Source organism: Gluconobacter vitians (assembly GCF_015244565.1).
GTDB classification, from domain to species: domain Bacteria; phylum Pseudomonadota; class Alphaproteobacteria; order Acetobacterales; family Acetobacteraceae; genus Gluconobacter; species Gluconobacter vitians.
Genome location: NZ_JABCQG010000010.1, coordinates 72,685 through 89,989, shown reverse-complemented (window position 1 = coordinate 89,989; position 17,305 = coordinate 72,685). Strand labels below are relative to the sequence as shown.

The 17,305-nt window shown below is 59.7% G+C and carries 19 protein-coding genes and 1 tRNA gene; 11 read left to right on the top strand and 9 right to left on the bottom strand.

The genetic code is table 11. The annotated features are described in order from the left end of the window. Nucleotide 1 precedes the first annotated feature (1 nt). The 6 genes from HKD24_RS09165 to HKD24_RS09140 all read left to right on the top strand — a co-directional run bounded on the left by HKD24_RS09165 (nucleotide 2) and on the right by HKD24_RS09140 (nucleotide 3,894). Complete coding sequence (locus HKD24_RS09165) at nucleotides 2–682, top strand: beta clamp domain-containing protein (RefSeq protein ID WP_194260012.1); 681 nt, start codon at nucleotides 2–4, stop codon at nucleotides 680–682. Then, nucleotides 679–882, top strand: coding sequence for a hypothetical protein (locus HKD24_RS09160; RefSeq protein WP_194260011.1), 204 nt, complete (start codon nucleotides 679–681; stop codon nucleotides 880–882). The genes HKD24_RS09165 and HKD24_RS09160 overlap by 4 nt, the downstream gene beginning before the upstream one ends. After that, a complete protein-coding gene (locus HKD24_RS09155; protein ID WP_194260010.1) occupies nucleotides 879–1,646 on the top strand; it encodes a hypothetical protein in 768 nt (255 codons plus the stop codon). Before HKD24_RS09160 ends, HKD24_RS09155 begins: the two co-directional genes overlap by 4 nt. Beyond that, nucleotides 1,643–2,173 (top strand): hypothetical protein, encoded by a 531-nt coding sequence (locus HKD24_RS09150; RefSeq protein ID WP_194260009.1) that lies wholly within the window; start codon nucleotides 1,643–1,645, stop codon nucleotides 2,171–2,173. The genes HKD24_RS09155 and HKD24_RS09150 overlap by 4 nt, the downstream gene beginning before the upstream one ends. A 235-nt stretch (nucleotides 2,174–2,408) precedes the next feature. Further along, nucleotides 2,409–2,606: a hypothetical protein gene (locus HKD24_RS09145; RefSeq protein ID WP_194260008.1), complete on the top strand. Its 198-nt coding sequence runs from the start codon at nucleotides 2,409–2,411 to the stop codon at nucleotides 2,604–2,606. A 193-nt stretch (nucleotides 2,607–2,799) separates the two neighbouring features. Further along, a complete protein-coding gene (locus HKD24_RS09140; protein WP_194260007.1) occupies nucleotides 2,800–3,894 on the top strand; it encodes a tyrosine-type recombinase/integrase in 1,095 nt (364 codons plus the stop codon). Nucleotides 3,895–4,045: 151 nt separating this feature from the next. Here HKD24_RS09140 and HKD24_RS09135 read toward each other — a convergent pair. From HKD24_RS09135 to HKD24_RS09125, 3 genes are all read right to left on the bottom strand, one after another. Continuing rightward, a tRNA-Val gene (locus tag HKD24_RS09135) sits at nucleotides 4,046–4,120 on the bottom strand. A 94-nt stretch (nucleotides 4,121–4,214) separates the two neighbouring features. After that, nucleotides 4,215–6,101 (bottom strand): hypothetical protein, encoded by a 1,887-nt coding sequence (locus HKD24_RS09130; protein WP_194260006.1) that lies wholly within the window; start codon nucleotides 6,099–6,101, stop codon nucleotides 4,215–4,217. A gap of 12 nt (nucleotides 6,102–6,113) precedes the next feature. Then, on the bottom strand, nucleotides 6,114–7,046 hold the full coding sequence (locus HKD24_RS09125; RefSeq protein WP_194260005.1) for a mitochondrial fission ELM1 family protein: 933 nt from the start codon (nucleotides 7,044–7,046) through the stop codon (nucleotides 6,114–6,116). 62 nt (nucleotides 7,047–7,108) lie between these two features. On the opposite strand from HKD24_RS09125, the gene HKD24_RS09120 reads away from it, so the two are divergent. Further along, nucleotides 7,109–8,278, top strand: a complete 1,170-nt coding sequence (locus HKD24_RS09120; RefSeq protein ID WP_194260004.1) for a DEAD/DEAH box helicase — start codon at nucleotides 7,109–7,111, stop codon at nucleotides 8,276–8,278. On the opposite strand, the gene HKD24_RS09115 is transcribed toward HKD24_RS09120, so the two are convergent. Together HKD24_RS09115 and HKD24_RS09110 are read right to left on the bottom strand one after the other, a co-directional pair. Then, nucleotides 8,275–9,348, bottom strand: a complete 1,074-nt coding sequence (locus tag HKD24_RS09115; RefSeq protein WP_194260003.1) for a glycosyltransferase family 4 protein — start codon at nucleotides 9,346–9,348, stop codon at nucleotides 8,275–8,277. The genes HKD24_RS09120 and HKD24_RS09115 overlap by 4 nt on opposite strands. Next, the gene (locus HKD24_RS09110) at nucleotides 9,348–10,541 is read right to left on the bottom strand and encodes a glycosyltransferase family 4 protein (protein ID WP_194260002.1); all 1,194 of its coding nucleotides are present in this window, start codon (nucleotides 10,539–10,541) and stop codon (nucleotides 9,348–9,350) included. The genes HKD24_RS09115 and HKD24_RS09110 overlap by 1 nt, the downstream gene beginning before the upstream one ends. Nucleotides 10,542–10,857: 316 nt before the next feature. Here HKD24_RS09110 and HKD24_RS09105 point away from each other — a divergent pair, with 316 nt between their 5' ends. Next, on the top strand, nucleotides 10,858–11,907 hold the full coding sequence (locus tag HKD24_RS09105) for a M14 family metallopeptidase (protein WP_194260001.1): 1,050 nt from the start codon (nucleotides 10,858–10,860) through the stop codon (nucleotides 11,905–11,907). On the opposite strand, the gene glyA is transcribed toward HKD24_RS09105, so the two are convergent. Then, nucleotides 11,904–13,208: a serine hydroxymethyltransferase gene (gene glyA, locus HKD24_RS09100; protein ID WP_194260000.1), complete on the bottom strand. Its 1,305-nt coding sequence runs from the start codon at nucleotides 13,206–13,208 to the stop codon at nucleotides 11,904–11,906. The two genes, HKD24_RS09105 and glyA, sit on opposite strands and share 4 nt — an antisense overlap. A 92-nt stretch (nucleotides 13,209–13,300) precedes the next feature. Here glyA and HKD24_RS09095 point away from each other — a divergent pair, with 92 nt between their 5' ends. Genes HKD24_RS09095 through HKD24_RS09085 form a run of 3 tightly spaced genes read left to right on the top strand, consistent with a single transcriptional unit; the run spans nucleotide 13,301 to nucleotide 16,126 of the window. Then, a complete protein-coding gene (locus HKD24_RS09095; RefSeq protein WP_194259999.1) occupies nucleotides 13,301–14,743 on the top strand; it encodes an APC family permease in 1,443 nt (480 codons plus the stop codon). Between the two features lie 16 nt (nucleotides 14,744–14,759). Beyond that, nucleotides 14,760–15,758, top strand: a complete 999-nt coding sequence (gene hemB, locus HKD24_RS09090) for a porphobilinogen synthase (RefSeq protein ID WP_228124290.1) — start codon at nucleotides 14,760–14,762, stop codon at nucleotides 15,756–15,758. Beyond that, complete coding sequence (locus tag HKD24_RS09085; protein WP_322783302.1) at nucleotides 15,755–16,126, top strand: YraN family protein; 372 nt, start codon at nucleotides 15,755–15,757, stop codon at nucleotides 16,124–16,126. The genes hemB and HKD24_RS09085 overlap by 4 nt, the downstream gene beginning before the upstream one ends. Nucleotides 16,127–16,130: 4 nt before the next feature. Here HKD24_RS09085 and HKD24_RS09080 read toward each other — a convergent pair whose 3' ends face one another. The 3 genes from HKD24_RS09080 to HKD24_RS09070 form a co-directional block, all read right to left on the bottom strand. Then, entirely contained in the window at nucleotides 16,131–16,472 is a 342-nt protein-coding gene (locus HKD24_RS09080) for a hypothetical protein (protein ID WP_228124289.1), read from the bottom strand. 175 nt (nucleotides 16,473–16,647) lie between these two features. Continuing rightward, nucleotides 16,648–16,983, bottom strand: coding sequence for a Grx4 family monothiol glutaredoxin (gene grxD / locus HKD24_RS09075; protein ID WP_194259997.1), 336 nt, complete (start codon nucleotides 16,981–16,983; stop codon nucleotides 16,648–16,650). Between the two features lie 89 nt (nucleotides 16,984–17,072). Further along, nucleotides 17,073–17,303 (bottom strand): BolA family protein, encoded by a 231-nt coding sequence (locus tag HKD24_RS09070; protein WP_194259996.1) that lies wholly within the window; start codon nucleotides 17,301–17,303, stop codon nucleotides 17,073–17,075. Nucleotides 17,304–17,305 lie beyond the last annotated feature (2 nt).

Sequence of the window (17,305 nt, the reverse complement as noted above, 5' to 3'; positions counted from 1 at the left end):
CATGCCCCCAATTCTGATCGAGACGCGCGCCCTCGCCTTCGCGTCTTTCGCCGTAAATCCGGAATGCCCGCGGTTCCATCTGCGCGGCGTGCGGGTCGAGTATCACGACGGACGTGCAGTCTGCATTGCGACAGACGGCATTGTTCTCCTGTTTGCCCGTTCCGAATATCAGACAGAGCCGTTCGAGCCGTTCACGCTTAATTTCCGCAAGTCCAGTCGCCTGTTTGCTTGCGCCAGGAAGATGGGGCCGATGGTCTCAATCACATTCGGACCCGATGGCGAGGCGGTCTGGGCGCTTGTCCGCATGAATGGAACCGTGATTGAGCGTGGATTTGTCGAGCTTCTCGCCGCGGAAGAGAACTATCCGGAATGGCGCACCCTGCTCCCAGGCAATCCGATACCGAAAACGGCAACGCCTGTGGATATCTGGCCCATGTCGATGCGCTGGATCTGCCGAGCCGTCGAAAATTACAGCGGCGATGTGGATTGCACGCTGCGCCTGGTGTCGCCCGGGCCAAGCCGTCCGACTGTCATCCTCGTTCCCGAATCACCAGCTGTCGGCGGCCTGGTCGTGCCGGTTTCGCATAAGACGGACATCGAGGTCGTTTTCCCGAACTGGGCGATGATTGAACCCCAGGAGCCGCCCTCCGCAGACAATCAGCCGGCGGAGAACGCAGCATGAGCACGTCATCCGATTTCCGGAGCTTGCGTCATCAGGCGTCCGGAATGGGCTGGACGCCGTCCAAGACCAATGGTGGACATATCCGCTGGCGTCATGCGTGCGGTTCGATCGTGTTCGCACCATCGACCCCAGGCGACCGCCGCTCCCTGAAGAACACTCTGGCGCAGTTGAAGCGCATGGCGAAGAGGATGCGGAAATGACGCAAGAGAAAGAAACGCGTTTCGCTAGTTTTGGAGCTAAGTATCTTCGATTTCTTGCGCCTGCCGTCTGCTCGGAATTTTCAGCAAGTAAATGGAATGTGTGCGGAGTAACGGTGCTCCCATGCCCAGATGGCGGCGTGACGCTTTTTGCTACCAATGGCCGTATTACGCTAATGGCACGCGATAAAAACGGATCATGTTCGCCTGATGGAATGCGAATAAGCATTCCTGAGGCAGCATTCAATGCTTGCGTTCCGCCTGCTCCACATAAACTCCAGTGGGAAGGTGTCTTCTGCGATATTGAAGGAAGCATTCCTGATTACGCGGTGCCAGACACGGTTCTCGCGCTTGATGTCTGCCTTATCGTGATGCCCAAGGGGCAGCCAGAAGGGACCGAAGAGAATTACGGTGGCGCCTTGTTTTCCTGTCGTCTGGATCGGGAATATTGCTGGAATGACGATACTTACACCATTGCTGACGCGTATCCATGGCATTCCGCTATCTCACACTGGATGAACGCGACCGAGTCAGTGCTTGGCCTCTCTGAAAGCCAGAAGAATATTGGCGTAGGCCCTGGAACTATTCCTACACTTGGGCAGGCAATGGAGTGCTTTCCTGACAGTGTTTGGAGCGTGCAGAGGCTACCGAGCGATGCGCTCATGCTTCTTCCGAACAATCGCGATGATCTGATGATTTTCGTGGCGATGGCTTCAGTCCCTACAGAATCTCCCATCCCAACTTGGCTTGATGGAGCCGCGAAATGACCCAGACACATCCAGACCACGACGATACGGATGCGATGCTGAACGAAATGATGGCCCGAGGACGTGAAGCACAGAACAGCGCAGTGCGGACGCGGGAAGAACAAATTGAAGCCTTAACCTCTCAATTCGGAGAGGAAGGCACCTTCTCATACGTCGATGATCGGGACGCAGCTACACGCCACATCCTCGAAGCCGAAGCCCGAGGCGCAGCGGAACAGCGACGGAAGGATGCGGAGGAGCAGGAGCCGTTCGCGTACGTCTCGCAGATAGATGCGAACACGCCAAAGAGCCCCCAAGGCTTGGAACAATTCGGGGAATATTGCGACAAAAAATGTGACTACTTCCAAGTTCCTCTCTACACCCACCCCGCCAACGTCGCCGCGCTGGAAGCTAGGGTGAAGGAGTTGGAGGAAGCAAAACTGACCTTCCTCAGGCTTGTTTCCCGCGCTCAGATGTGCGTCCCAGAACTGTATGAGGGATGGCACATAGACGCTCGCGCCGCGCTCAAGCGTGAAGGAGGGGTGTGATGCGGAACTGGTATAGATCAGGTCCATTCTTTGCGGCCTGTATGGTCGTCTTGTTCGCTATCGATGCCTTGATTTGGTTCGCACCAATGCCGCTTTCCTTTGAGCGTCGTCAGTTCATGTCCGGATGTCTGGACGCATCTGGGTATTCAGATGAAGCTCAGCGGCGTTGCTACCAGCATTTCCTTCAATACGAAGCGGTTAAGGCCAGAGACTGGAAGCCCGCTGGAGACCCGGCATGAGCGGGCGGACGGATACGGATCGGCTGGAGTGGTTAGGGCGTCAACTGTCGTCGGTGGCTTCGCGCCCGGGAGAGGACAGCATTTGGAAGCTGTTTTTCGTGTCTCCGGTCGAGCCGGAGGATTTCCAGATCATGACAATCGGCAATTTCCGCGCCGCTATCGACGCAGCCATGGACGCGGAGGAGCGGGGATGACCGGCCTTCCACTGACCCAAGTATTCACGGTCAATGATGTGCTTTGCCACTTAAAGGGCCGCATCGGCCGCAGGAAACTTCTGGACCATCTAAAGACCACGCCATCCTTTCATGGCGGCCCCACCCATCTCCGCTGGCCGAACCGCATTGTGTTTCGCCCCGCCGATTATGAACGCCTACTCTTGAGTCTTGAATGTCTCTCAAAATCGTCAACCGTCACGGCACCGATCGCCTCTACATCCGCGGCACCATCGGCGGACAAAGCATTAGCGAAAGCACAGGAACTACTGACCCCATCCGCGCCGAAGAATACCGCGCCAAGAGGGAAGCGGAGCTCTGGAAGGAATCGGTCTACGGCAAGCGTGCAGTTGTAACTTTTGCGCATGCCGTTGGCGCGTATCTCGAAGATGCGCCACGTTCAGAAACGACCAAGTTTCACCTACGCCGGCTTCTGCAGCACTTCGGAACAACGCGGCTCATGGATATCGCCCAGCCTCAGGTTGATGATGCCTACCGGGCGATCCTGCGCGACGGAGTAAACGCTTCCCCAGCGACCAAGATGCGCGGCGTATTGACCCCGCTCCGCGCGATTCTGGAATTCGCTGCCATCCGGCGCTGGTGCGATCGGCCGGCCTTTGCCACACCAAAGATTCCCAAGCGGAAAACAAACTACCTACGGCCGGACGAGGTAGACCGCCTGATCCAGGCCGCCACCCCTCACCTGCGCCCATTGATCATCTTTCTTGTCGGCACCGGCGCGCGCCTTTCCGAAGCTTTGGAACTCGAGTGGCGGGACGTGGATCTGCGCGGTAAGCGTGCAGTTGTCTGGCAGAAGCAGGGCAATGAGCGCCGCGTCGACTTGCCCCCCTCCGTGATCTGTTCTTTGCTCACCTTGGGACACCGCGATGGGCCCGTGTTCCGCCCCCGAATTCGCCGGCCCGATGCGTCTGGCGTGATCAATGACGGATATGCCAGCAAGGGACGTCTGGCAGGAGGCCAGATCAAGAGTGCCTGGAGTGTTGCTTGTCGTAAGGCCGGCCTACCAGGAAGAACGCGGAAATGGCAGCCTAAAGGCAGCGATGTCATTAAGACTGCCTTCGTCCCCGACATCACTCCACACGATCTGCGCCACACCTGGGCAACCTGGCATTACTGCCTCCATCGCGACATCCTCCGACTGAAGGATGATGGCGGATGGGCGACGCTTTCAATCGTTACCAGGTATGCGAAGAAGATGCCTGACGAGTATAAAAAAGATGTGGAAAACTGGCTCAATCGGGACGACTGAATGCCCCGAACAGAGACAGAACAAACTGTACGGATTTTTGCCAGATCAATGCGAGTCGTACATGCCTCGCACCGGCATCACGATGCGCATCGCAAAGACCAACCGACTCGCAGAAGTAAGAAAATAAATCAGTGTTTTCAAGGATTTAGGATGGTGGGCGCGACAGGGATTGAACCTGTGACCCCTGCCGTGTGAAGGCAGTGCTCTACCGCTGAGCTACGCGCCCATCCGCTGGACCGGCTTCTAGCAAGGGGATGTTGGGCTGACAAGACCTTTTCTTGGGAAGCCGCAGGTCTGTTGCGGCTTCCTTGTCGGGGCATTCAGAAACCGAACATGTGGTCCAGCGAGAAAGCGCCTTTTCCGTTTTCCAGCCCGTGATAGCCGAACAGGCGGCAGGTCAGGTCACGGATGAGAATGTACCCGCCCTCCCCTGCACGATCGATCTGGGCAGCTTCGAACAGTTCGTGTGGGCGTACCATGAAGGAGCCGTTTGGGGCGATCCGGATAGTTGTCTGGGCGAGAAGCGCCCCGTTTGCACCGTGCAACAGAAGGACCGTTTCGGATGCTTCGGTTCCTTCGATGGAGGCCGGGTGAATCAGGCAGCAGAAGCTGCGTAGCGTGTCATGATCCGTCTTCTGGCCCAGTTTCAGGAACAAACGCGTGGTCAGGCCCGGCGGAGGGCCGGAATAGGACTGCGGCTCCGAACGCCAGGTCATGAGTGTATTGAAGATATGGGCGCCGAAGCTGGTTTCAGCGGCGTGGTCACTGTCGCGGTTGCGATAACGCATTAGAGCATGGAGCCAGCCATCGGCTTCACCACCATCGCGGAAATCATAAACCAGGTCAGCATGTCCTGGTCGATCCGTCAGGGTATGCAGGGCGACCGCGGTGTCATGGTTGCGCGGAAGATTGCCCAAGAAGTGCGACCCAACTTTACCGCCCGCCTCATCAAACAGATCCAGCCGTATGGGAAGAGACTGGAGCGCTTCGGACATGGGATTGGGCTGAAGGAATGTCTCGAAACGCCTGGGGTCAAGGATCGGGAATGGCAGCAGGAAGCCACGGCCCAGCGACGGCGGAAACTGACGGATAGCGGGTTCTGGACGCAGATTGTCTCGCTCCACGTTCAGATGGGCGATACGGGTGCGACCACGCTGTGTGATTTCATAGCGTGGGCGGACAAGATGCCGACCAGAGCGCATTTCAAGCTGTGCCGGCCAGTGCAGACCGGGGAAAAGAGCACCGACATCAACGGCGATAGTCTCAAACGGTCCAACCGGCCGGTCGAGCGGATGCGGCGCGTCTTCTCCCATGCGGTTGAAGGTAATGCCCTCAGCCGGGATCGTCGTTGCGTGGCTGTTCTGGACCCAGACGGTCAGTGTCTCGTCCTGTTCGGGGGCCGGAAGTGTTGCGTATCGCACGGAAGGCCAGGCATTGGCGTCATGCGTGACGGACAGGCTCGGATCGCCATTCGTGCCCCAGCTGTCGAGGGCATATTTGACGACGTCATGGCCACGCGCACCCAGAACATGGATGAAAAGCTGTCCGGTGAACTCCGGCAGATTAAACCTGCGCCGCACCTCGGTACTGTCAATCGTGATCCCGGCACCAGCTTCCGTGACAGGCTGTTCCCACTGGGCCAGCACCTTGCCTGCCCTATCGTAGAGCCGCATCCAGTAGCGCAGGTTCTCGGCGGCATAGTTTGACCAGTAATTGGCAGTCACGATCCGGCAGGAAAACTGATTCGTCTCGCGAAAGAAGGCAAAGTTGGTCGCGAAGTTCAGCTTGTCCAGGTAAGGCCGCCCCATGACCAGCATCTCATCCGGCAGACGCGCCGGAGCAAGAGTGTAGAGATCGCGGCCATTCAGCAGGTCTTTCAGACGCGTCCGCATCTTCGCATCTTCGAAGGACAGGGCAAGAATGGCGTCGGCTTCCGTTGCAGGAAGATCGACAAGGGCACGCAGCGTTCCGCCAAAGCCGTCCGGCCTGCCGACCTGCTCGATGTCATGCACATAGACGCAGGCGGGTTTTAGTCCTGGGTACAGTGCCGCCAGCGTACGGGCTGCGTCATCAGGATCATAGACGGCGAGCGTCCGCCCGGCGAATTCGGCTTCCATCCGGACAAGGGCTACCGCAGCCAGCGGGTGTGCCAGCGCCTTGTAGAGAACATTGCCACCCTGCGGACCAAAGGTGCGGATATCGAGCATACAGGGGCCCTTTCAGAGCTTCAGACGTCGGTGCATTTCTCTCGCTACGAGGGGGGTATCGTCAAGCGGTGCGGTCTTCCACGGGGTCAGGGCCGCATCGAACCATTTTACGCGCCCGGCGCTTTCCAGCGTCTTGACGAAACGGGAGATGCGGCTGGAGCGCCCCGGCAACGGAAGGATCATCACGGGTGCGGATGTTGCCGCCGCTTCGGAAATCATCGAGACACTGTCCGTGGTGACAGCAATCATGTCCGCGCAGGCTAACATGCCCATATAGGGATTGTCGTCGCCACTTCCTGTGAGGACAGCGATCCCGTGAGGCTCCAGTCGCTCGCGGAAAATGGCGACAACTTCCGGGTCCGTGCGGCGGGACGGCGTAAGGACCGCCTGCATGGCGTTGCGCATCGTAAAGGCGATAAGTCCTTCTGCAATTTTTTCCGCTTCGGCCGGTCCCAGCGTAAAGCGACCATTCGCTCCACCGATCAGAACAGATAGCAGCAGTCGTTCGTCCTGCTTCAGCCGCCCTTCCCACTTGCTATGAGCCAGATCGAGCTTCTGCGGCGTTACGGGATGAAGTGCATTGCGGGAAATCAAAACATTGTCTCCGCTGATGCCATCATGTGTATTGGCGATCACCAGATCGAATTTTCCGACCGGCATCCGGGGGTTCTGGATCTGCACGACCGGCAGGCCCTCGCGCCGGGCCACCGCTCTGCCAATAACGCCACCTGTGCCGCCGATACAGATGATGAGGTCGGTATCTTCGGGAATCCTGATCGGATCGACGCATCGAAGCGGGGATGGCCAGTACCGTGCGGGGAAACGGGACCAGAACGGTTTGATGCGCACGGGGCGGAAATCCCATTCAAGACCGGCCTTTTCCGCCAGTCCTGCCCCCTGGGCGCGCATACCGGCGAAGTCCTCCGCAATGATGGTGGCTTTCATGAAGGAACTCCGCAAAAAGGAAGGTATTTCCCGAACTGCGAGAAATTTGGCAAGAAGCGCCCATGACAACGCCACAGACGCCGACCGAAACGCCGACCACCTCCGCTCCGGGATTTGAGGAGCTTGGGCTGATTGCCCCTCTTCTGGCAACTCTTGCCCAGGCGGGACACAAACGCCCGAGCCTGATTCAGGCGCAGGCCATTCCTCCACTGCTTGAAGGAAGAGATGTCCTGGTCGGCTCCCAGACGGGCAGCGGCAAGACAGCCGCCTTTGTGCTGCCGATCCTTCAGAAGCTTCATGAAGAAGGTGCAGCCCCCGGCCCGCGTGCGCTCATTCTGGAACCCACCCGCGAGCTCGCCGCCCAGACTGCGTCTGTCTGTCGGCAGCTTGGACGCAGGCTTTCGCTCAAGACACGGGTTATCTGTGGCGGCACGTCGCGCGAGCAGCAGGTCCAGTCCGTCAGCGATGGCGTCGATATCGTGGTTGCGACACATGGACGACTGCTGGATCTGGTCACGCAGGCCGATCTCGTTCTGGAACATCTGACCTATCTGGTGCTCGATGAAGCCGATCGTCTGCTGGATGAGGATTTCTCCGCCAGCATGACCGCGCTTATTCCATATTTTCCGGACCAGCCGCCTCAGACCGTCTTCTGTTCGGCCACGCTGCCCGAACCGGTCATGGATCTCGCCAAGCGTGTGACGCGAGATCCCGTTCGCGTGGAAATCGCGGCCGAGTCCTTCACGCCCAAGAACATCCGCCAGCGGGCCATTTTCGTTGAAAAAGACGACAAGCCTGAGACCGTTGTGCGTCTTCTGAAGCATTTCGAGGGACGGAGCATCGTCTTCGCGCGCACTAAAAACACGGTGGATGCGCTTGCCAAGGTTCTGCGTCGGCAGGGTCTGCGGGTTGAAACGCTGCATGGTGATCGCACGCAGGGTGCACGCAACAAAGCGCTCGACCTGTTCCGTCAGGGGCGCATCCCGGTTCTAGTCACGACGGACATTGCCTCACGTGGGCTCGATATCCCGGATGTGGATCTTGTGATCAACATGGACATGCCTGAGACGCCTGAGGCCTATGTCCACCGGATCGGCCGGACGGCGCGTGCGGGGCGCAAGGGCGTTGCTTTCTCGCTCATCAATATCGATGAACGCACCTTCCTGCGTGATGTCGAAAAGCACATCGGCTACCGCGTCCGGATCGCGACGGAAGATTCGCTCGACCGCTAGGACGCGTTGCAGCTGGCGAGGATGTTTCTCGCCAGATTTTCCCATGCCTGCCCGTTATCAATGTGAGGCCGGATGGGGGGCGGGTCCTGGAGAACATGCTCCAGTGCTTTGGCGACTGCTGCCGGATCGGGCTTGCACAGTACGGCCTGCGTATCCTCGGCAAACTGCTCGATCAGGCCGCCGACCCGGGTTGCGACCACATAGCGTCCGCTGGCAATCGCCATGGCGCCCACGCCACTTTGGGATGCCTCACGATAGGGCAGCACCACGATATCGGCCCACGCCACCAGCCGGGGCAGTTCATCTTCCGGCACCCAGCGGTTCTCGACACTAACGTGCGGCAATGCCGAGAGCGCCCGCAGTTCCGGACTGTCCGGTCCCTGCCCCACGATCCGACATTCGATTGCCTGTCCGACCAGCGGAAGGGCTTCGGCCAGCAGATCCAGTCCTTTGTAAGGCAGCAGACGCCCGAACATCAGGATCCGTGGCGCCCCTTCATGGGCAAACGGTGCCGTGGCTGCTCCGCCAATGAATGGGGGATGTGTGAGGGAGATGACGGGGCAACGGGCCGCATCCGGCCCGGATGTCAGGATATTCGCGACGTGGCGGCTGAATGTGACGATCTGATCGGCATGACGGATCAACTGGTGTTGCAAGGCGGCCTGAAAGGGATATCCATCGCCGGGATGGGGATGCGCGTCATGGATGATCACGACAATCCTGACGCCAGCCCGACGCAGCACATGCATCATCAGCAGGTCGAGCGGACCTGGCATGGCGCAGATTGCAACGCCCGGCCGGAAGTTCCGCACAATGCGCGTAAGCTGTTTCCAGAGCCCTGGCGCGCTCAGCAGACGCCCTACCAGTCCCCGGAGTGAACTGTAGGTTGCGATCTTGACCACGGCGTCCGGAGCATTGCGGCTTCGCAGGATTTCCGCGCGATCCGACAGGCATAGCAGGACGTTTGTCTCCGGCAGCCGTTTCAGGCCGTCAGCCAGATCCACCGCAATCCGCGGCCCAGCTCCTCGCCGCCCCCATTGCCAGACCAGAACACGTTCAATGGCTTTCATCACGTCCTGACCCCGATGGCCCGGACCGCATCCCGCAGCGACGCACCGTTCAGACGACTGGCAATCCGCCGGGTAGCGTTCTCGCCAAGCCGCGCCCGCAGATCTGGATCATCTGCCGCGGTTCGCAAAGCATGTACGGCGGACGCCATGTCCGGGAGCGCCCATTTCGTGGCAGGCATATCCCAGATCCCGCGTGGGTCCTGAGCCGGAACCAGCGTGTAGGCGACCGGCAGGCCGCAGGTTTCGTCCAGGAATTCGGTGGTTGCGGACCAGTCCGTCGCAATGACGCATCGCCCGAGCGCCATGGCTTCCGCTACGACCAGTCCAAACCCCTCGCTGCGATGCAGGGACAGGACAATGTCTGCACAAGCCGTTAGGGCGAGCCTGTCAGGCCCGCTGAGCTGTCCGGTTTCGATGCGGATATTGGGCGTCCCTGCAATGACCGCACGGATTGCTGCCAGATCCTCGGGATAATGCTCGGTATGGCCGATTTTCATGACCAAGAGCCGGTCCGGCCTGTCGCCAAAGGCCTCCCGGAAGGCGCGAATAGTTTCGATCGGGCTTTTGCGGACCATGCTGGAGGCAAGGCTGAACGAAACAAGAACAACAACACAGTCTTCCGGTAGTTCGAACGAGGCACGGTTGCGGTCTGACGGTTTCTGCTCCGCCAGTCCAACCGGATGCTCGACAACTCTGACCGGTCGTCCCAGAGGACGCAGGGCATCCGCCGTAAAGCGCGATGGCGCCCAGATCTCATGCACATGGCGGCGGGCATGACGCCACGTTTCTGGCGCGACCGGCAGTTCCCATGCCCAGTAGCCGATAATCCGTCGTCCGGTACGCAGCGTCCGTGGCATGGAGAGCTGGGCATAAGGCAGCATTGGCGCATTCACATGCATGACCAGCGGAGCGCCCGGCCCGGTCGCGTCACCTTCAAGAACCCGACGGTCAATGTCCCAGGTTGCGCAGGGAATATTCATGTCCCGCAACGCCCGGACCATCAGCCGCGCGCCCTCGCCCAGTCCCGAACTGCGACTGAACTCTCCGGCCACAATAATCCCGTGCACGGGTGCGGCTTTCACGGGTCTGACGGGAGGGACAGCCAGAGCGGTGGCCCAGGCAAAAAAACGTCGCCGGGATTCAGTGGGAAGCCGTTGCCACACTTTGTGAAAAATGGAGAGAGACTGTTTCATCGTCCGTTCAGGTGCCCGTTCCCGCTTCAGGTGTTACTGCTGGCATGCGCCGTAACCTGCGAAAAATCCTGCGGATAACGGAACATGGATGCGCCAAACCAACCTCGGCGAAAAGTGACTCGCGTCAGGCGCGGACAAAGAAAAAGGCGTCATTCCCTCTCTGGCGACCTGTCCTTAACGTGCTTACACTACAACCCATGACCGATCCATGTCCTATCCTCAGCGATGCAGGAATGGCTCCGCCGGGTGACTGGATGGGGAATGAAAGGGCCTGTTCCGTAAGACCCGGGTATTTGTCAGTGGATCGTCAGAGCCCATGAGCTGCAAGGCGGGACAGCGGCACCACCCGCTCCGGATCCGTCAGCCCCGCCTGTCGGAAACACTACCCGGGATCGGTCGCCCGCCTCCCGTCTTCAAGGTTGCCCTTACACCTCCGGATCTGTCGGCCTGGCGCGCGCCGACTTCGGATATCCCCGGTGTCTGGATTTTCGACTCGGGCCGTGCGGGACCGGAGACCGTCATTACAGCTCTGGTGCATGGAAACGAATATGCCGGTGGCTGGGCGCTGGAAAAACTGCGCAGGCAGGCGCCGGTTCCGTCTTCGGGACGTCTGACGCTGATCCTGGCCAATCTGGAGGCTTTCGAGCGTTTTGATGCTGCAAATCCGGTGATGGCCCGTCATGTCGACGAGGATCTGAACCGTCTGTGGCACAACATGCGGCTGAACGGACGGGATCACTCCAGCGAACTTGACCGTGCACGTCAGCTTCAGCCCTTCATCGCACGTGCCGATCTTCTGCTGGACCTGCATTCCACGCTCTGGCCGTCCGAGCCACTGTTCATTGCGCCCCCCCGCCAGCGGTCTGCTGAATTTGCCTGTGCCCTGGCGGCGGGCGAAGGCCTTCCCCGGACCGTTCTGACGGATCTTGGTCATCACGGGGGATCACGCCTGATCGAGCATGCACATTTCATGTCGCCGGGCGGCACGGGACGCAGCTGCCTGCTGGAAGCGGGTCCCCACTGGGAGGCAGCCACCGTTACGGTTATGGAAAGCGCCATTGCGCGCCTTCTGGCACAAGCCGAGACCATCCATCTTTGTGGACAGGCGACACAGGACACCTGCGAGCCTGAAATGGCGGTTGTGACGGATAATATCATCGCCCGGAATGCGGATTTCAGTTTCATCAGGCCATGGGAGGGCGGAGTGACGATTCCGGAAGCCGGAACGCCCCTCGCCCGTGACGGACATGATCTGATCTACACACCCTATGACGAGTGTATGCTGATCATGCCCAATCTTCGCCCCCGCCGGGGGCAGCTTGCGGTCCGACTGGCCAGACGGACCGCAGCACCGCTCAGATCTTAGGCAGACGCGCGGTCATAGATCGGGAAGCGACGGCACAGGGCCTTTACTTCCTCATGCACGCGGGCCGTCACGGCCTCGGCATTATGCTCTTCAAGGGCTGCTGTCAGCACTTCATCGATCATGCGCCCGACTTCGCGGAACTCGGCTTCCCCGAAACCACGCGCCGTCGCCGCCGGGCTGCCCAGACGGATACCGGAGGTCACGAATGGCTTTTCCGGATCGAACGGAATGGCGTTCTTGTTCGCCGTAATGCCGGCGCGTTCAAGGATGGCTTCGGCCAGCTTGCCCGTCACCTTCTTCGGACGCAGATCCACGAGGATCAGATGGCTGTCCGTGCCACCCGTGACGATGTCGAAGCCACGGTTCTGAAGCTCGTCCGCCAGAGCGCGGGCATTGGCCAGAACGCGCTTCTGATAGGCCTTGAACTCATCTGAAAGGGCTTCACCGAAAGCTACGGCCTTGCCTGCGATGACGTGCATGAGCGGACCGCCCTGCAGGCCCGGGAACACGGCGGAGTTAATCTTCTTCGCCAGATCCGGATTGTTCGTCAGGATGACGCCACCACGCGGACCACGCAGCGTCTTATGCGTCGTGGACGTCGTGATGTCGGCAACCGGAACCGGGTTCGGATACAGGCCAGCCGCAACCAGACCGGCGAAGTGCGCCATATCCACCATCAGATACGCACCGACTTCATCGGCAATCTTGCGGAAGCGGGCAAAGTCGATGACGCGCGGATAGGCGGAGCTGCCGGCTACGATAATCTTCGGCTTGTGCTCGCGGGCCAGTGCTTCCATCTGGTCGTAATCGATCAGACCGTCCTCGGCGCGCACGCCATACTGCACGGAGTTGAACCACTTGCCCGAATAGTTCGGAGCCGCGCCATGCGTCAGATGTCCACCCGCAGCAAGGCTCAGGCCCAGAACCGTGTCGCCGGGCTTGGCCAGCGCCATGAAGGCGGCCTGGTTGGCATTGGCGCCGGAATGCGGCTGCACGTTTGCAAACTCGGCACCGAAAATCTTTTTCAGACGATCAATGGCAAGGTTCTCGACGCGGTCCACATCCACGCAACCGCCATAATAGCGCTTGCCCGGAAGGCCTTCCGCATACTTGTTCGTCAGCACTGAACCCTGTGCTTCCATGACGGCAAAGGAGGCCATGTTCTCCGAAGCGATGAGCTCGATGCCATCCTGCTGGCGCGTCAGCTCCTCGTTCAGGATGGTGGCAACTTCGGCATCAACCTCCTTGAGGGGGGCATGAAAGAAACGATTCAGCGTGGACTGGCTGGCGTGTTCCGACATCGTGGTCCATTCTCCAGGGTGAGTTCGGCATGTGACTAGCCCAGATTGCCTGCCTCGGCAAAAACAATCCGCCTATCAAACGAGGATCCTCCATGACCACTCCGCTCTGGCGGACCAAACCCGTATCTTCCGCAGCTGACAGCCAGACTGGCCTCAAGCGTGTCCTCGGCCCGTGGCAGCTCGTTGCCCTGGGCGTCGGTGTGACGATCGGTGCTGGCCTTTTTTCCCTTACGGGCGTCGCCGCCGGCCAGAATGCCGGCCCGGCCGTGACCCTCTCTTTCGTCATCGCAGCGGTGGCCTGCGGCTTTGCGGGCCTGTGTTACGGCGAGCTCGCCAGCATGATCCCTTCGGGCGGTTCAGCCTATTCCTACGCCTATGCCTCGATGGGCGAGCTGATCGCCTGGATCATCGGCTGGGATCTTGTGCTGGAATATACCGTGGGCGCCGCGGCCGTTGCGTCCAGCTGGTCAGGCTATCTTGCGTCGCTGCTTGGGGGCTGGGGCATCCATATCGATCCGCGCCTGCTGGCAACGCCAATGACGCCCGTCACGATGCCGGATGGAAGCATGGCTTTGGCCTGGTTCAACCTTCCGGCCGTCTGCGCCCTGTGGGGCGTCACGGCCCTGCTCATGCGCGGTGTGAGTGAATCCACGACCATCAACACGATCGTCGTCTGCATCAAACTCGCCGTCATCGTCGCCGTAATCGCGGCCTGCGCACCCCATATCAGCTTTGAGCACTACCATCCGTTCATCCCGCAGAATACCGGCACATTCGGACAGTTCGGCATGTCCGGCGTCATGCGGGCCGCCGGCATGGCCTTCTTCGCGTATCTGGGCTTCGACATCGTCTCCACTACGGCACAGGACAGCCGCAACCCGGCGCGCGACATCCCCATTGGCATTCTGGGAAGTCTGCTCGTCTGCTCCGTGGTCTATGCCGTGTTCTCGATGGTTCTGACGGGCGTGGTCGATTACCGCGCCATGGCCAATGATCCGAGCCCGGTTGCCACGGCGATTGATGTCGCAGGCATGCCCTGGCTGGCCAGCCTTGTGAAACTCGGCATCACGGCCGGTTACATATCCGTCCTGTTCGGGCTGCTGATGGGGCAGGCCCGCGTCTTCCTTATCATGTCCCATGATGGTCTGCTGCCGCCCGTCTTCTCGAAGCTCAATGCCAGCACCCATACGCCCTGGACATCACATCTGATGTTTGCGGCGCTGACCAGCGGGCTTGCTGCGGTGCTTCCGATCGGTCAGCTCGGCAACATGACGTCCATCGGCACCCTGCTTGCCTTCATCATCGTCTGCATCGGTGTTCCTGTGCTGCGTGCCAGATATCCTGATGCCCCGCGACAGTTCCGGGTTCCGGGAGGTATCCTTGTTCCATTGCTCGGCATCCTGTCCTGCGGTGCGGTGATGGTATCGCTCGACAGGCTGACCTGGATCCGGCTTGTTGTCTGGCTTGCCATTGGACTTGCCGTTTATTTTGCTTACGGCATCCGCAACAGTCGACTTTGCAGACGCGAAAGTTAGGAGCATGATCGGGGGTATGAGCAATGCAGCATACCCCCTTTCCCGTCCGCGGCGTAATCGCCACGATGCTTTCACCCGCCGTCTGGTGCAGGAACATCGCCTGCATGTCGACAATCTGATCTGGCCGATCTTCGTCTGCGAAGGCGAAAACCAGCGCCAGAAAGTCGACTCCATGCCAGGCGCCGAACGCGTCAGCGTGGATAATGTCGTTGAACACGTCCGGCAGGCCGTGGACCTTGGTGTCCCGGCCGTTGCCATTTTCCCGGTGACGCCCATGAGCGTCCGCGATGCCACAGGCAGCGAAGCCCTCAATCCGGACAACCTGATGTGCCGTGCCTCGCGCACCATCAAGGACGCCTTCCCCGATCTGGGCATCATCGGTGACGTGGCGCTCGACCCCTATACCTCTCACGGACATGACGGCGTGATCGAGAACGGCCGTATCCTCAACGATGCATCCGTCGAGATCCTGCGCCAGCAGGCCCTCAATCAGGCCCGTGCCGGCAACGATATCATTGCCCCGTCCGATATGATGGACGGTCGCGTCAAGGCCATTCGTGAAACGCTCGACGGCAACGGCTATGACACGACGCGCATCATGGCCTACACGGCCAAGTATGCCTCCGCATTTTACGGTCCGTTCCGTGATGCGCTGGGGTCCGGCGATCTCCTTAGCGGAGACAAGAAGACCTACCAGATGGACCCTGCCAATTCCGACGAAGCCATGCGCGAAGTCGAGCAGGACCTGCGCGAAGGTGCGGATATGATCATGGTCAAGCCGGGAATGCCGTATCTCGACATCATTCGCCGCGTGCGCGAGCGCTTCGAAGTTCCGACCTTCGCCTATCAGGTGTCGGGCGAGTACGCGATGCTGATGGGAGCCATCCAGAACGGTTGGCTCGATCGGGACCGCACGATCATGGAGAGCCTGATCGCCTTCAAGCGCGCTGGCTGTAACGGCATCCTCACCTATTTCGCTCTGGATGCAGCCCGTCTCCTGCGGGACGAACGCTGAAAAACCGGCAGATACGTGGCGTTCAGTCCTATTACACGGGACTGAATGCTGAAAACATTGCAGCCGGCCTCCTTGAGGAGCGCGGGCTGACAATTCTTGCACAGAGATTACGGACACCCTACGGCGAACTCGATCTTCTGGCGGCAGATTCGGAATGGCTGATTGCCGTTGAGGTCAAGCAGAGACGCAGCCTGCGGGAAAGTGCCTCATGCCTGACAGTCAGACAGTCTCAAAGGCTGATGGAAGCCTTCAACTATATCCTGCTGACAAAACCGGAGTGGAACAGGTCCAGCACCCGGTTTGATCTGATCCTCGTTGACCCGTCAGGTCAGGCGCGACGCATCCAGGACGCGCTACGCCTGTTCTGAAATATCAGGTCCGGCGAACGCGGGCGTGACGGTGCGCAGAAGCGACCGCAACGCGTGCATGAGCGACGGCATGCGGATGATAGGCGACGTTACGGACAACAGCGTGGGAGTTATTCCAGGCCAGAGCCGTATGATGCGTCGTCGTGCGATGTGCAAGAGCGTGATGGAAGACAACACGGTGATAGACCGGCGTTGCGGTCAGTGCGTCGAAGGTCAGCTTGCTGGCTTCGTAATCGGTAATGGCCGGACGGGCATGAGCCTTGCCAGCTCCCATGCAGATACCGACACCCATGATCCCAAGAGCAATTCTGCCGACCCAGTTACGCGCCATTGACGTTCGTCCCATCCCATTCTGATGAAACCAGCCTATGCGCTGAACTCGGGGTTCGACAACCCCTGTTGGGAAAGTTTCCGAAAAAATCAAGGTCCTGCCACTTTTCGCCGCTTCATGGCTGAAATGTGGCAGGAGCAATGCTTAAAAAACGCTGAATTCAGCGCTTTTCATCATGACCGTGCCCGAATCAGGCGTTGGCCGTCGTGATACCCTTATCGGCCAGCAGAGTCTCAAGCTCGCCGCTCTGATACATGTCGGTCACGATATCGCAGCCGCCAACGAACTCGCCCTTGATGTAGAGCTGCGGCACAGTCGGCCACTGGGAGAAATCCTTGATGCCTTGACGCAACTCGGCGCTCTCAAGGATGTTGCAGGCCTCGAACGGAACGCCGAGATGTGTGAGGATCTGCACTACGCGGGCGGAGAAGCCGCACTGCGGGAAGAGCTTGTCACCCTTCATGAACAGCATGACCGGATTGGCGTCGATCAGGTTCTGGATATGCTGGAACACGGTTTCGGACATTGGATTTTCCTTGTTTCGGCAGGGCGGACGAAAGGCCCGCGCCTGCTGTCTCAGTGCTCGTCTGGAAAAAAAGACGTCAGCCCCGGCTCTTAAGGGGTGAGCGTCTTGAGGGCCATCGCATGCAGTTCAGTGCCCATGCGGGTTCCGAAGGCATCATAGACCAGTTTGTGCTGCCGCACACGCGAAAGACCACGGAAGGCCTCACTCGTGACCGTGCAGGCATAGTGATCCCCGTCCCCGGCGAGATCCTCGATCTCGATCCGGGCATCGGGAATGGCGGCAAGGATCGTGCGTTCGATTTCAGAAGCTGTCATCGGCATGA

What these genes read in the sequence shown, in the direction of transcription:
- HKD24_RS09165 (WP_194260012.1), top strand. Translation starts at nt 2, where the DNA reads ATGCCCCCAATTCTGATCGAGACGCGCGCCCTCGCCTTCGCGTCTTTC.
- HKD24_RS09160 (WP_194260011.1), top strand. Translation starts at nt 679, where the DNA reads ATGAGCACGTCATCCGATTTCCGGAGCTTGCGTCATCAGGCGTCCGGA.
- HKD24_RS09155 (WP_194260010.1), top strand. Translation starts at nt 879, where the DNA reads ATGACGCAAGAGAAAGAAACGCGTTTCGCTAGTTTTGGAGCTAAGTAT.
- HKD24_RS09150 (WP_194260009.1), top strand. Translation starts at nt 1,643, where the DNA reads ATGACCCAGACACATCCAGACCACGACGATACGGATGCGATGCTGAAC.
- HKD24_RS09145 (WP_194260008.1), top strand. Translation starts at nt 2,409, where the DNA reads ATGAGCGGGCGGACGGATACGGATCGGCTGGAGTGGTTAGGGCGTCAA.
- HKD24_RS09140 (WP_194260007.1), top strand. Translation starts at nt 2,800, where the DNA reads ATGTCTCTCAAAATCGTCAACCGTCACGGCACCGATCGCCTCTACATC.
- HKD24_RS09130 (WP_194260006.1), bottom strand. Translation starts at nt 6,101, where the DNA reads ATGCTCGATATCCGCACCTTTGGTCCGCAGGGTGGCAATGTTCTCTAC.
- HKD24_RS09125 (WP_194260005.1), bottom strand. Translation starts at nt 7,046, where the DNA reads ATGAAAGCCACCATCATTGCGGAGGACTTCGCCGGTATGCGCGCCCAG.
- HKD24_RS09120 (WP_194260004.1), top strand. Translation starts at nt 7,109, where the DNA reads ATGACAACGCCACAGACGCCGACCGAAACGCCGACCACCTCCGCTCCG.
- HKD24_RS09115 (WP_194260003.1), bottom strand. Translation starts at nt 9,348, where the DNA reads ATGAAAGCCATTGAACGTGTTCTGGTCTGGCAATGGGGGCGGCGAGGA.
- HKD24_RS09110 (WP_194260002.1), bottom strand. Translation starts at nt 10,541, where the DNA reads ATGAAACAGTCTCTCTCCATTTTTCACAAAGTGTGGCAACGGCTTCCC.
- HKD24_RS09105 (WP_194260001.1), top strand. Translation starts at nt 10,858, where the DNA reads ATGAGCTGCAAGGCGGGACAGCGGCACCACCCGCTCCGGATCCGTCAG.
- glyA (WP_194260000.1), bottom strand. Translation starts at nt 13,208, where the DNA reads ATGTCGGAACACGCCAGCCAGTCCACGCTGAATCGTTTCTTTCATGCC.
- HKD24_RS09095 (WP_194259999.1), top strand. Translation starts at nt 13,301, where the DNA reads ATGACCACTCCGCTCTGGCGGACCAAACCCGTATCTTCCGCAGCTGAC.
- hemB (WP_228124290.1), top strand. Translation starts at nt 14,760, where the DNA reads ATGAGCAATGCAGCATACCCCCTTTCCCGTCCGCGGCGTAATCGCCAC.
- HKD24_RS09080 (WP_228124289.1), bottom strand. Translation starts at nt 16,472, where the DNA reads ATGGGACGAACGTCAATGGCGCGTAACTGGGTCGGCAGAATTGCTCTT.
- grxD (WP_194259997.1), bottom strand. Translation starts at nt 16,983, where the DNA reads ATGTCCGAAACCGTGTTCCAGCATATCCAGAACCTGATCGACGCCAAT.
- HKD24_RS09070 (WP_194259996.1), bottom strand. Translation starts at nt 17,303, where the DNA reads ATGCCGATGACAGCTTCTGAAATCGAACGCACGATCCTTGCCGCCATT.